Raw genomic sequence first — 13,423 nt, 5'->3', positions numbered from 1 at the left:
ACGGTAGGGCGGGCCCACCACCGGGCCCAGGCAACGGACCCGGCAAACACACGGCAACTCCACTACCGCCAGGCACACTTACGATTTGGGGGCCGATAGACCGACCGGCAAATGGGGGCGTCCCCCATTTGCCGGTCGGTCCATGCTCGAATTGCCGCCGCACTGCCGGGCCGCGGCTCCCGGCCCGGCGAGCCCGTTCCGGAGGCGTCGACGACAGCCGTGCTCGACGTCCTGGTGCCGCGACCGGCACTAGCGGAGGCCGGCGGGTTCGGCGGTGAGGGACACCGGCTGCGTTGACAGGCCGCTCAGGAAGTTGGAGTACACGTAACGGCACGCACCTGCCGGCCGGGCCTCGGCCACCAGCTCGCGCAGGCTCTCCAGGAGAGCCGTCAGCTCGGCTCGGGCCAGGAACGCGCCGAGGCAGAAGTGCGCTCCGTGCGCGAACGACAGGTGCTTGTTGGGGCTGCGCGCCAGATCGAAGTCGTCGGGCCGGTCGAAGACCCGCTCGTCGCGGTTGGCGGAGGCCATCCAGGTGGTGACGACGTCGCCGGCCTCGACAAACTGGTCGCCGAGGAACACATCCTGAGTCGCGGTCCGTCCGCTGTGCAGGGCCGGGGTCGTCCAGCGCAGCACTTCCTCGACCGCCGAAGCCGTGCTCACCGCGCCGGTCTTGAGCGCCTTCCACTGGTCGGGCCGCTCCATCAGCGCCTGCAGACCGCCGACCATCGAGAAGCGGGTCGTCTCGTGCCCGCCCATGATGATGCTGTAGCAGTTGAAGACGATTTCCTCGTGGGTCAGCGGCCGCCCGTCGATCTCCTTGGTCACCAGGAGGCTGACCACGTCGTCGTACGGCTTCTCATGGCGTGCGGCGGCCAGTTCGGAGAAGTAGAGCAGCAGGCCGTTGCGCGACGACCAGGTCGCCTCCTCGTCGGGGATGCCGTCCGCGGAGGACAGCGCGGAGGAGGTGAGGTCGATGATGTGCTGCCGGTCGGAGGCCGGCACGCCGAGCAGGTCGCAGATCGCGGCGAGCGGGATGTGCGCGGCGACGTCGGCGGCGAAGTCCACCTCGCCCCGCTCCACCGCCTCCTCGACCAGTCGCCGGGTGCCGCGCCGCACACTCTCGACCACGACGTCGAGAGAGCGGGGCGAGAACGGCTTCAGCAGGGCGCTGCGCAGCGCCTTGTGCGGTCGGCCGTCGGTGACGGCCAGCATCTTCCCCGCTGCCGAGTCGCCGCCGGACAGCAGTGTGTCGAGTACGTTGCCCTGCTCCGAGGTGAAGGTCTCGCTGTTGTTGAGCACCGAGACGATGTCGGCGTAACCGGACACCACCCAGAAGCCGGGGGCGCTCCCGGTCTCGGGCTGCCAGTGCACCGGCGCTTCGGTGCGCAGGTGGCGCCAGATCGGCCCGAGGTCGTAACCGGCGTGCAGCAGCGGATCGGCGAGATCGATTTCGCCGATCCGGTCCGGGGTGAGCGCGGGGCGGGTGTCCATGGTTTTTTCCTCGACCTCTGTGGTGTGCCGGTCAGTCTTGGTTCAGCGGCTTGGTGGGGCCGGGGAAGAACGCGGTGGTGGCACCGGCGGTCTCGGCGCCGTCCACCACGAACTGCTGGCCCGAGACGAACGACGCCTGTGGGGAGGCCAGAAAGTGGAAGACGTCCGCGATCTCCTCGGGAAGGGCGTGCCGGCGGGCCGGGATGCGTTCGTTGACCTCGTCGAGCATGGCGTCGGTGTACTCGGCGCGCTGCATGGGAGTCAGTACGGCGCCGGGTGCGACGCACGCGGTCCTGATCAGCGGGCTCAGCTCGACGGCGAAGGTCTGGCACAGCGAGGCCACGCCCGCCTTGCTGGCGTTGTAGTCCGCGTAGAGCGGGTAGCCGCGGGAGCCGTTGACGGACGCGGTCGCCAGCAGTACGCCGTCGCCCTGGCGCAGCATGTGCGGCGTGGCGTGCCGCCACAGGGCGAGCACTCCCATCAGGTTGACGTCCAGGGTGCGCCGCGCCTGGGCCTCGGTGAGGTCGAGGATGCCGTGCCGGACGCTGATGCCCGCGTTGGCGATGACGACGTCGAGCCGGCCTCGCTCGGCGTGCACCTGATCGACGGCGGCCTGGACGCCGGACCAGTCGGCGACGTCCAGCTCGATCCAACGGAGGTGGCCGCCGCCCTCGCGGGGCCCGTCCTCGGTGCCCGGTGCGGGCGGCCGCAGGTCGAGGTTGACCACGTAGTCGCCGGAGCGGGCGAACCGCTCGGCGGTGGCCTGCCCGATTCCGCTGGAAGCGCCGGACACGACGACTGTGCGCATGGGTTTCTGCTGCCTTTCTGCGGGTACGGCGGGACGGTGCGGGGCCGGCTCAGACGATGACGCGGTGGTGGTCGAACGCGTAACCGCTGAAGTTGCGCCGCAGATTGCGGCTGACGGTGAGCTTCTTGAGCCAGCGGTCGGTCCCGTCGTACCGGGCCGTGAACGGCCGACGGCCGTGCACGGCCCGGTAGTTGTCCACGAGCAGCATCGAGCCGGGGCCCACCGCGATGTCCTGCTGCACCCGCTGCAGCTCGGCCATGAGCCGGTCGAGTGCGGCCTCGGCCTCGACGTCTCCTGAGCCGACGTGCATGAAGGGCCGGTCGATGCGCAGGTACGGGTTGAGCCGGTCGCCGAAGAGGACCGCGGTCGGCGTGGGCCGGTCCACCATGTCCTGGAACTTGGCCAGTGCGGGGTGGCCGGGGGCCGCCGCCGCCAGCTGCCGGATGTGCTCGGTGTCCGGCAGGATGTGGAAGCGGGCCTCGGCGAGCACCTCGCGGTCACGGTCGTCCAGCCGTATGTCGCGTACGGAGGCGATGATGGTCGGCACCCGGTCGAAGTTGCGCAGACCGAGCAGCAGCAAGTAGTCACAGCGGTTCGGGTGGAAGCCGTCCTCGGTGTGGAACTCGAGGAGGCTCTCGCTGCCGTATCCGCTCTGCCGGTCCTCGTCGCCGCGGATCGGCAGGATGTTCTGGATGATGCGGCCCTCCTGAAGGGTCGCCCAGCCGAACGGATCGCCCAGCACCATGCCGCAGAGCGCCAGCCACAGCTCCTGCTCCCGGGCCGCCTTGCTGTGGATGGCCTCGCGCCAGTGTCCCGGCGTGGGGCCGAGCCGGGCGTCGTCCACCGGGAAGCCGTGCACCAGGGCGGCGGCCGCCCGCTCGGTCCGGCGGTAGGAGAGCAGGAAGGAGCGCAGCCCGGAGGGCAGCAGCTCCTCCGCCGCGTGGGCCCGGTCGTAGAACTCCGGCAGGTCGGGTGCCCCGTGGGCGTCACCGAGCCGCGACGCCGCGTCGCGCAGCCGGGCGACCTCCTCGGCGTCGAGGTGGTATTCGAGCGGGGTGTCGACGTGGTCGCTGTCCCGGGCGGCCGTGTCCGGGCGGGACGCGTCAACAGCAGGGGGGAAGGTTGTCATGTCGTTGGTCCTCACCAGGTCGTGACCGCTCGGGTCGTCCGTCGTCCGGTCCTGTGCGGTCCGCGCGTTGCCGCCGGATCGCGTGGTGGTGCCCACTGGACCGGCCGAGCAGGGTCCCGGCCGTACTGGTCCAGCGGTCGTGCGAGTGGTGCAAGTGGTGCGAGTGATGCGAGTGGTGCGTACGGTCAGCCGCTCGGGCCGGCTACTGCCAGTCCTCGGCGAACTCCGCGAGTTCGTCCTCGTCCAGGACGAGCAGCGGCTCCGCCGGACCGGCCTCGTCGCCGTCCGGGCCCGGGTCCGGGGCGAGCTCCTTCACCGCGGCGGCGAGCGCTGCCACGGTCTTGTGGGTGAACACGTCGCGGGGGCCGATGTCCAGGCCGTCCGCGCGGGCCAGGGTGACGAGCTTGATCGAGATGATCGAGTCGCCGCCGAGGTCGAAGAAGCTGTCGTCGACACCGACCCGCTCCGCTCCCAGCGCCTTCGCGAACAGCGCGCACAGCTGCTCCTCGCGTGCGGTACGGGGTGCCCGGCCCGTGCTGCCGCCGGAGAAGTCCGGCGCGGGCAGGGCATTGCGGTCGAGCTTGCCGCTCGGTGTCACCGGCAGCCGGTCGAGGACGACGACGGCCGCGGGCACCATGTACTCGGGCAGGGCGGCGGCGACCCGGTCGCGCAGCGCCGCCGGATCCGGCCGGCCGGCCGGATCCGGGGCCACGTACCCCACCAGGCGCCGGAGGCCGGGCTGGTCCTCGCGGACGACCACGGCCGCCTGGGCGACCAACGGGTCGTCGGCCAGTACCGCCTCGATCTCGCCCGGCTCGATCCGGAAGCCGCGCACCTTGACCTGCTGGTCGGCCCGGCCCAGGTACTCCAGGACTCCGTCCGGGGTGCGGCGCGCGACATCGCCGGAGCGGTACATCCGCGTGCCCGCCGGGCCGAAGGGGTCGGCCACGAAGCGTTCCGCGGTGAGCCCGGCCCGGCGCAGGTAGCCGTGCGCGAGGCCGTCGCCCGCCAGGTACAGCTCTCCGGGCGCCCCCGCCGGGACCGGCCGCAGCGCGTCGTCCAGCAGGTACACGCGGGCGTTGACGACCGGCTCGCCCAGCGGCGGGCTGGTCCGGCCCGCCAGCGGACGGCTCATCGTCGCCATGACGGTCGCCTCGGTGGGGCCGTAGGCGTTGACCATGCGGCGTCCGGCCGACCAGCGTTCGACCAGGTCCGGCGGGCATGCCTCGCCGCCCACGACGAGGGTGACACCGGGCGGCAGACCGTCCTCGGGCAGCACGGCGAGCGAGGACGGCGGGAGCAGCAGCGTGGTCACACCGTGCCGGGACACCGTCGCTGCCAGGGCCGGCCCCGGCAACAGCTCGTCGGCGGTCGCGATGACCGCGCTCGCCCCGGTCAGCAGGGCGGTGGCCAGCTCCCACACCGAGGCGTCGAAGCTCGGCGAGGCGAACAGCAGCACCCGCTCGTCCGCGCGCAGGGCGAGCCCGTCGCGCTGCTGGTCGACCATGGCCGCGATGCCGAGGTGGGGTACGAGCACGCCCTTCGGGCGACCGGTCGACCCGGAGGTGTAGATCAGGTACGCGGTGGTCCCGGGCCGCAGCGGCGCCGAGCGGTCCGCGTCGGTCAGGTCCGCGTCGGACAGGCCGGCGATCCACTCCGCCGCCTCGCCGAGGAGGTCGATCGAGGCACCGGCCATCGGTGCGGAGCCGTCCAGGAGCAGCGTGCGTCCGGCGCCCGCCTCGGCCATCAGGTCCGCCGCCGCACCGGTGGTGAGGACGAGGTCGGGCCGCGCGTCGTCGATGACGTAACGGAGCCGTTCCAGCGGATAGTTGACGTCCAACGGCAGGTAGGCGGCGCCGGTCTTGAGGACGGCCAGGACCGCGAGGACGGACCGGGCGGACTTCGGCATCGCGATCGCGACGACGCACTGCGGGCCGATGCCCCGGGCCACGAGCGCCCGGGCGAGCCGGTTGGCCTGCGCGTTGAGTTCGCCGTAACCGACCGCGAGCGTGCCCTCGTACACCGCGACGGCGTCGGGCCGGAGCCGTACCTGCTCCTCGAACAGCTCGGGGAAGGTCGTGCCCGGCAGTTCGCGGTGTGCGCCCGCGGCGGCTTCGAGCAGCCGGCCGCGCTCCTGTGGCGTCAGCAGGTCGATCCGCCCGAGGGGCACCGTCGGCTCGTGGACGAAGCTGTCGAGGACCTTGCGCACCCGGGTGAGGAGTGCGGTGGGCAGCTCAGCGGTGAAAAGGTCGGCCCGGTAGCTGAGTTCCAGACTCAGCCGCTCGCCGGGCATCACAACCAGACTGAGCGGATAGTGGGAGGCGCCCGGCACGGGCTCGTCGTCGAGGGACAGGCGCAGGCCCGGGACCTGCTCCTGGATGGCCGCCCCGTCGAAGGGGGTGTTCTCGAACCCGATGACGGTGTCGAAGAGTTCGCCGAGACCCGCGATCCGCTGCACCTCGGTGAGACCCAGATGGTGGTACGGGCGCAGCTCGGCCTGCTGGGCCTGCAGGTCGGCCAGGGCGAGGCCGAGCGGCCGTGCCGGGTCGAGCCCCACCCGGACCGCGACGGTGTTCATGAACAGACCGACGATCTCCTCCGCGCGCGGGAGCTCCGGCGGACGCGCGGCGGTGGACGCGCCGAACACGATGTCGTCCCGGCCCAGCAACTGGCCCAGTGCCATGGCCCAGGCGCCCTGCACCACGGTGTTGAGCGTCAGGCCCGCGGCGCGGGCCGCGGCGGACAGTGCCGTGGTCTGCGCGGCGTCGAGGACCGACGTGACCAGATGGGGCACGGCCGCGGCGGCGGCCTCGGCATCCGGGGCGACGAGCGTCGGCTCCTGGAATCCGGCCAGTGCCTCGCCCCAGGCCTTCGCGGCCAGCTCGTCGTCCTGGTCGCCGAGCCAGCGGAGGAAGTCGGCGAACTGCGCGGGCGGACGGGCCCCGTCGGTGCCGCCGCGGGCGTAGAGCGCGAACAGGTCGCGGAAGAACAGCGGGAGCGACCAGCCGTCCAGCAGCCCGTGGTGGTACGTCACGAGCAGCAGGTGCTCGTCGGCCGCGAGCCGGACCAGGGTGACCCGCAGCAGCGGAGGCTTCGCGAGTTCGAAGCGCCGGACGCGGTCCTCGTCGATCAGCTCCGCGAGGCGCGGGCGGCGTTCGTCCTCGTCCAGTCCGGAGAAGTCGACCTCCTGCCACGGCACGGACACGTTCTCGTGCACCAGCTGGACCGAACGGCCCGTGCTCAGGAGCCTGAAGGAGGCGCGGAGCGCGGTGTGGCGGGCGAGGACCGCGTCGACGGCCTTGCGCAGCACGGCGGGCGAGAGCGTACCGGTGAGCTTGACGGGTGCCTGGGCGGTGTAGACGTCGACGCCGTCGGCGGCCAGCAAGGCGTGGAAGTGCATGCCCTGCTGGAGCGGAGTCAGCGGCAGTACTCCGGCGGTCCGGTCTCCGTCCGCGTCGAGTTCCGCGCGCTCCGCGTCGGTCAGGACGATCAGCGGCCCGTCGGCGGGGGCAGCCGCTCCGTTCGTACCGTGCGGGTCGGCGTCCTGGGCCACCCGGGCGAGCCGGGCGATGGTCTTGTGGACGAAGACATCCTTGACGGTGAGAGCCAGTCCGGCCCGGCGGGCCCCCGCCGCCAGCTGCATCGAGATGATCGAGTCGCCGCCGAGGTCAAAGAAGCTGTCGTCGACACCGATCCGCGGCCGGCCGAGGACCTCGGCGAACACCTCGTGCAGCACACGCTCCCGCTCCGAGGAAGGGGCCCGGTACGCCGCCGAGGCCCGGAACTCCGGGGCCGGCAGCGCCCGCCGGTCCACCTTGCCGTTCGGAGTCAGCGCGAAGGCGTCCACCACCATCACCACCGCCGGAACCATGTACTCCGGCAGCCGCCCCGCGACGAACTCGCGCAGCGCGTCGGTCCGTACAGGGGCGCCGGCGGCAGGACGCACGTATCCCACGATCCGCTGCACGCCCGCGCCGTCGGCGGACACCGACGCCACTGCCTGGTCCACCGAGGGGTCCGCCGCCAGTGCGGCTTCGACCTCGCCCAGTTCGATCCGGTGGCCCCGGATCTTGACCTGGAAGTCCGATCGTCCGCAGTACTCCACGTCGCCGTCCGCCCGGCGACGTCCCAGGTCACCGGTGCGGTACATGCGGGCGCCCGCCGGGCCGAAGATGTCGGCCACGAACCGCTCGGCGGTCAGGCCCGGACGGCCGAGGTAGCCGCGGGCCACCCCGTGGCCCGCGATGTACAGCTCGCCGACCACTCCGGCCGGCACCGGCCGCAGCAGGGGGTCGAGCACATACACCCGGGTGTTGTCGGCGGGGGTGCCGATGGAGGGCCGGGCGGATCCGTCGGCGTGGCAGAGCATCGCGTCGACCGTGCACTCGGCGGGACCGTACAGGTTGTACACCGACAAGCCCGGTACGGCCTGCAGCTCGTCCCACAGGGCGTCGCCGACCTCCTCGCCGCCGAGGGCGAGGGTGCCTGTGCGGTGCCGCTGCCCAGCCGTCTCGAACATGCCTGCCGCCAGCATCTGCCGGGCGACGGACGGTGTGGTGTCGAGGACGTCGACCGCCGCGCCCACCACGTAGTCGACGAGCGCCAACGAGTCCTTGCGGACGGTGTCGTCGACGATGTGCAGTTCGTGTCCGGCGACCATCCACAGCAGCTGGCTCCACGAGGCGTCGAAGCCGAGCGAGTTGGTGAGTGCGGCGCGCAGCGTCCGGCCGCCCTGCCTGGCCTGCTCCGGTTCGAAGAAGTTCGCCCGGTGGCTGTGGAACATGTTGACCAGGTTGCGGTGCTCGACGGCGACGCCCTTGGGGCGGCCGGTGGAGCCGGAGGTGTAGATGGCGTAGGCCAGGTCGGCGGGGCGCAGCACGCCGAGGCGGTCGCCGTCCGTGAGGTCCGTCGCGTCCTCGGGCCGTACGGTCTCGTCGGCCCGGAGCACCGGCACTCCCCCGGGCACGGCCGACGCGGTGGTGCCGTCGGCGAGGAGGAGCGCGGGACCGGCCTCCTCGCAGATCGCCGCGATCCGCTCGGCGGGATGGTCGGCGTCGATCGGCAGGTACGCGGCGCCCGACTTGAGGACGGCCAGGATCGCCGTCACCGCTTCGGTGGTACGGGGCAGGGCGACGCCGACGAGACGGCCCGGTCCCGCGCCGTGGGCGACGAGCAGCCGGGCGAGCCGGTTGGCGTCGGCGTTGAGCCGGCCGAAGGTCAGACGGGTCGTGCCGTCGACGACGGCGCAGGCGTCAGGGGTCGCGCGGACCTGCGCCTCGAACAGCTCGGGCAGGGTCCCGGCCGAGTGCGTGACGGTGCGGCCGCTCGATGCCCGCAGGATCTCCTGCTGCTCGGCGGCCGAGCGCGACGGCAGCCGTCCGGCCGGCAGCTCGGGCCGGTCGGTGATGTCCTGCAGCACGGTGCACAGGCGCGAAAGGATGCCGGACGCCGCTTCGCCGGTGTAGACGTCCTCGCGGTAGTTGAGTTCGAAGCGGAGCCGGTCGCCGGGGTGGACGGCCAGGCTCAGCGGGTAGTGGGTGCCTTCGAGCGTGTCCTCGACGACGTCCCGCAGCATGGTGACGTCGAGGCCGGGTACCAGAGAACTCCGGACGGCTTGTTCGACGGGGACGTTCTCGAAGGCGATGGTGGTGTCGAAGAGCTCGGTGACGCCGACGGCGCGGTGGATGTCGGCGAGGCCGAGGTATTCGTACCCCATCACTGCCGTCTGCTCGTCCTGGATCCGGGCGAGCAGGTCCGCCACCGGTTCGGCCGGGTCGACCCGTACCCGGGCGGGGACCGTGTTCATCATCAGGCCCACCATGCGGTCGGCCGCCGGGAGTTCCGGCGGGCGTCCGGCGACGGTGTTTCCGTAGACGATGTCCTGACGTCCGGTGAGCACGGTCAGCAGCAGTGCCCACGCGCCCTGCACCATGGTGTTGGTGGTGAGCCCGTGCGCGCGGGCGGCCTCGACGAGCCGTGCCGTCTGGGTCTCGGACAGGTGCGCGACCACGCGCTGCTGGACTCGGTGGGACGAACCGGTGCCCGCTCCGTGTCCGACCAGGGTCGGTCCTTCGACGCCGGACAGCGCGGCCTGCCAGGCCCGCTCCGCCTCGGCGTGGTCCTGCTCCGAGAGCCAGCCGAGGTAGTCCTGGAAGGGGGCGGCGGGTTCCAGCTGGTCCGCCTTGCCGCCGTCCCGGTAGATCCGGAACAGGTCGCCGAGGATCAGCGGGAGCGACCAGCCGTCCATCAGGATGTGGTGGTTGGTGATCACCAGGACATGCCGGTCGGCTGCGAGCCGCACCAGCGTGAACCGCAGCAGCGGCGGCTTCGTCATGCCGAAGCGGCGGGAGCGGTCCTCGGCCAGCAGCCGGGCGAGCCGCAGCCGGCGCTCGTCCGTGCCGAAGCCGGAGAGGTCGATCTCTTCCCACGGCGCGTCGACCTCCCGGGCGACGGCCTGGACGGCCTCGCCCGAACGGCGCTGCAGGAACCCGGCTCGCAGGCTCGCGTGGCGGGCGAGCAGAGCCGTGCAGGAGTTGCGCAGCGCCTCGGCGTCCAGGGCCCCGACCAGCTCCAGGGGCGTCTGTACGTTGTAGAAGTCGACGTGCTCGCTGTTGGCACTTCCCTCTTCGAAGAGGGAGTGGAAGAGCATGCCCTGCTGCAACGGCGTGAGCGGCAGCACCGCTTCCAAGGATGTCTGTCTCACAGTGATGTCTCCCACTGGGCTTCGAGCTCGTCGAGCTCGTCCGCGTCGATCTGCACCAGGCTCCCGGTACGGGGTGCTCCGGCTTCGGGGTCGGTGTCCTGGGCGATCCGGGCGAGCCGGGCGATGGTCTTGTGGACGAAGATCTCTTTGACGGTGAGAGCCAGTCCGGCCCGGCGGGCCCCCGCCGCCAGCTGTACCGAGACGATCGAGTCGCCGCCGAGGTCGAAGAAGCTGTCGTCGACACCGATCCGCGGCCGGCCGAGGACCTCGGCGAACACCTCGTGCAGCACACGCTCCCGCTCCGAGGAAGGGGCCCGGTACGCCGCCGAGGCCCGGAACTCCGGGGCCGGCAGCGCCCGCCGGTCCACCTTGCCGTTCGGAGTCAGCGCGAAGGCGTCCACCACCATCACCACCGCCGGAACCATGTACTCCGGCAGCCGCCCCGCGACGAACTCGCGCAGCGCGACCGGGTCGAGCCGGCCGGCCGCGGCGTCGCCGGTGTCCGCGGCGGGCACGACGTACGCGACGAGCTGCCGGAACCCCGGACGGTCCGTACGGACGATCGCGACAACGTTGCCGACGCCGGGCGCCTGCGCGAGGACGCTCTCGACCTCGCCCAGCTCGATGCGGAAGCCCCGCAACTTGACCTGGCCGTCGGTGCGGCCCAGGTAGGTCAGTTGGCCGCCCGCCGTCCACCGGGCCACGTCACCCGTCCGGTACATCCGCCCGCCGGGCGCGCCGAACGGGTCGGCGACGAACCGTTCCGCGGTGGTCAGGGGGCGGCCGAGGTAGCCGCGGGCGAGCCCGTCGCCGCTCAGGTACACCTCGCCCGCGACTCCGGGAGGCACGGGCCGCAGCGCGTCGTCGAGCAGCCGGACCCGGGTGCCGAGGACCGGGCGCCCCATGGGCGGGACGATCCGCCCGCACAGCGGCTCGCTCATGGTCGCGATGACCGTCGACTCACTGGGGCCGTAGGCGTTGACCATGCGCCGGCCGGGCGACCAGCGCTCGACCAGGTCCGGTGAGCAGGCCTCGGCGCCGACGACCAGGGTGATGCCCTCGGGCAGTCCTGCCGGGGGCATGGCGGCCAGTGCGGAGGGGGCGAGCAGCAGACAGCCGGCCCCGGTTTCCTGGACGAGGTCCGCCAGTTCCTGCCCGGGGGCCAGCCGCTCGGCCGGGGCGACGACGGCACACGCGCCGGTGAGCAGTGCGGTGCACAGCTCCCACACCGATGCGTCGAAGCTGGGCGACGCGAACTGCAGCACACGGGTCTTCGGCGTCACCTCGAGGGCGGCGGCCTGCTGCCGCGCCAGAGCGGCCAGACCCGTGTGCTGGACGACCACGCCCTTGGGGCGGCCGGTGGAGCCGGAGGTATAGACGACGTAGGCCGGGTGTTCCGGCAGCAGCGGCGCCCGGCGCTCGCGGTCCTCGAGGTCGGTGCCGGGCTGCTCCGCTGCCGGGGAGCCGACGGGGCTGCCCGCGTCGTCCAGGTACAGCCGCGGCACTCCCGGGGCCAGCGTCCGGTCGTCGGCCTCACTCGTCGTCAACAGGAGCAGCGGGCCGGTGTCGTCGAGCATGCCGGTGACCCGGGCCCGCGGGTAGTCGAGGTCGACCGGGAGGTAGGCGGCGCCCGACTTCAGCACCGCGAGCACGGCCGTCAGCGCGGCGACGCCGCGCGGCAGGGCGACAGCCACCAGGCGCTCGGGTTCCGCGCCCCGCTCGACCAGTGCCCTGGCCAGACGGTTGGCGCGGGTGTTGAGCTCCGCGTAGTCGATGGGCCCGGCGGACCCGGCGGACCCGGCTGCGGAGATCACCGCGGGCGCGTGCGGGGTCCGGCGGACCTGCGCCTCGAACAGCTCGGGGAAGGTCCGGGGCGCGACCGGCTGCGCCGGATCCGGGGTCCCGGCGCCCGCGGCGAGTACCCGGATGCGTTCGGCGGCCGTCAGGACGTCCACCCGGGCGAGCGGCAGGTCCGGCGCGGCGGCGAGGAACCGTCCGAGGAAGTCGAGGAACCGGCCCTGGTGCTCGGCCAGTTCCTCCGCGGTGTAGCGGTCGGGGTTGGCCTCGAACTCGATCCGCAGGTCGCGGCCGTCCGGACCGGGGTGGCAGGTGATGTTCAGGTCGGACACCTGTCCGCCCGACAGCGCCGTCAGGACCGCTTCGCGCCCGGCGAACGGGGTCTCGGAGCCGGACGGCATGATGTTGACGAGCACACCGAAGAGCTGCTCGTTCGAGCCGAGGAGCCGCAGGTCGCGCCGGAGTTCGTCGTACGGGTGACGCTGGTGCGTGAGGAGCTCGCCGAGCCGCTGCGCGACGTGCCGGACCAGCTCGGTGCGGCTGTGCGCGGGGTCGACGGTGAGCCGCAGCGGGAGCGTGTTGGAGAGCATGCCGGGCACGTTGTGGGAGTTCGCGCCGAGCCGTGCGGTGACGGGGACACCGAGGGTCAGGTCGCGGGCCCCGGTCATGCCGTGCAGGTAGGCGGCGACGGCCGCCATCATCGCCACCGTCCACGGGGTACGGGCGGCCCGCCCCGCGGTGTGCAGTGCCCGCAGCTCGGCCTCGGGCAGCGCCGTGGTCGCGGAGAGTGCTATCCCCGCGGCGCTCGTCGGCGTTCCCGGCGCCAGGCTGACGGTCTCGGGCCGGTCGGCGAAGGTCCGGGTCCAGTAGGCCGTGTCGGCGGTGCGGTCCTCCGACGCGCGGTAGGCCGCCTCGTCCGCCAGCAGCGACTGAAGACGGCCCAGCGGCTCGCCCGTCGGCTCGCTCCCCGCGGCGAGCGCCTCGTAGACGGCGGCGATCCTGCGGGAGTGCAGCATCGAGCCGTAACCGTCGGACAGGATGTGGTGGCTGCGCTGGTACCAGAGGTAGTGGTCCGTCCCCACACGCATGAGCACGTGCACGGACAGCACGTCCGTCAGCAGGTCGAGCGCGGTGGCGCGGTCGCGGTCCATCAGCGCGCGGGCCGCGGCGAAGGGGTCCTGCTCCGCGCTGAGGTCGAGCTCCTGCCACGTCGAGCAGCCCGGCGCGACCGGCCGCTGATACGGGCCGTCCGGCCGTTCCACCAGTTCGACGTCGAAGGTCCCGCTCTCGCCCTCCGCCCGGCGGATGGCGCGCCGCAGCAGCTCACCGTCCACCGGACCCCGGATCTCCATGACGACCACGGTGTTGTAGGCCGGGTTGCCGGGGTCGAGCCGCTGGGCGAAGAACACTCCTCGCTGGGCAGCCGTCAGCGGAAGCAGACCGTTGTCGGCGTCGCCTGAAGTCATGGGATGGTCGCCACTCTTTCGTGCACACC

The 13,423-nt window shown here is 72.6% G+C and carries 5 protein-coding genes; all 5 read right to left on the bottom strand.

Features of this window, described 5'->3' with window-relative positions; genetic code table 11:
* Window positions 1-249: 249 nt before the first annotated feature.
* The 5 genes from ACH4EW_RS08020 to ACH4EW_RS08000 all read right to left on the bottom strand — a co-directional run bounded on the left by ACH4EW_RS08020 (window position 250) and on the right by ACH4EW_RS08000 (window position 13,394).
* Window positions 250-1,491 (bottom strand): cytochrome P450, encoded by a 1,242-nt coding sequence (locus ACH4EW_RS08020; RefSeq protein ID WP_398253004.1) that lies wholly within the window; start codon window positions 1,489-1,491, stop codon window positions 250-252.
* A gap of 31 nt (window positions 1,492-1,522) precedes the next feature.
* Window positions 1,523-2,299: an SDR family NAD(P)-dependent oxidoreductase gene (locus tag ACH4EW_RS08015; protein WP_398253001.1), complete on the bottom strand. Its 777-nt coding sequence runs from the start codon at window positions 2,297-2,299 to the stop codon at window positions 1,523-1,525.
* Window positions 2,300-2,348: 49 nt separating this feature from the next.
* On the bottom strand, window positions 2,349-3,428 hold the full coding sequence (gntD, locus tag ACH4EW_RS08010) for a guanitoxin biosynthesis L-enduracididine beta-hydroxylase GntD (protein ID WP_398252998.1): 1,080 nt from the start codon (window positions 3,426-3,428) through the stop codon (window positions 2,349-2,351).
* Window positions 3,429-3,630: 202 nt separating this feature from the next.
* The gene (locus ACH4EW_RS08005) at window positions 3,631-10,131 is read right to left on the bottom strand and encodes an amino acid adenylation domain-containing protein (RefSeq protein ID WP_398252995.1); all 6,501 of its coding nucleotides are present in this window, start codon (window positions 10,129-10,131) and stop codon (window positions 3,631-3,633) included.
* Complete coding sequence (locus ACH4EW_RS08000) at window positions 10,128-13,394, bottom strand: amino acid adenylation domain-containing protein (RefSeq protein WP_398252993.1); 3,267 nt, start codon at window positions 13,392-13,394, stop codon at window positions 10,128-10,130. The genes ACH4EW_RS08005 and ACH4EW_RS08000 overlap by 4 nt, the downstream gene beginning before the upstream one ends.
* Window positions 13,395-13,423: the final 29 nt, after the last annotated feature.

It is taken from the genome of Streptomyces sp. NPDC018000 (assembly GCF_044328025.1).
Lineage (GTDB): Bacteria > Actinomycetota > Actinomycetes > Streptomycetales > Streptomycetaceae > Streptomyces.
Note: the sequence above shows the minus strand (reverse complement) of the source record. Positions and strands in the feature narration are given on the sequence as shown.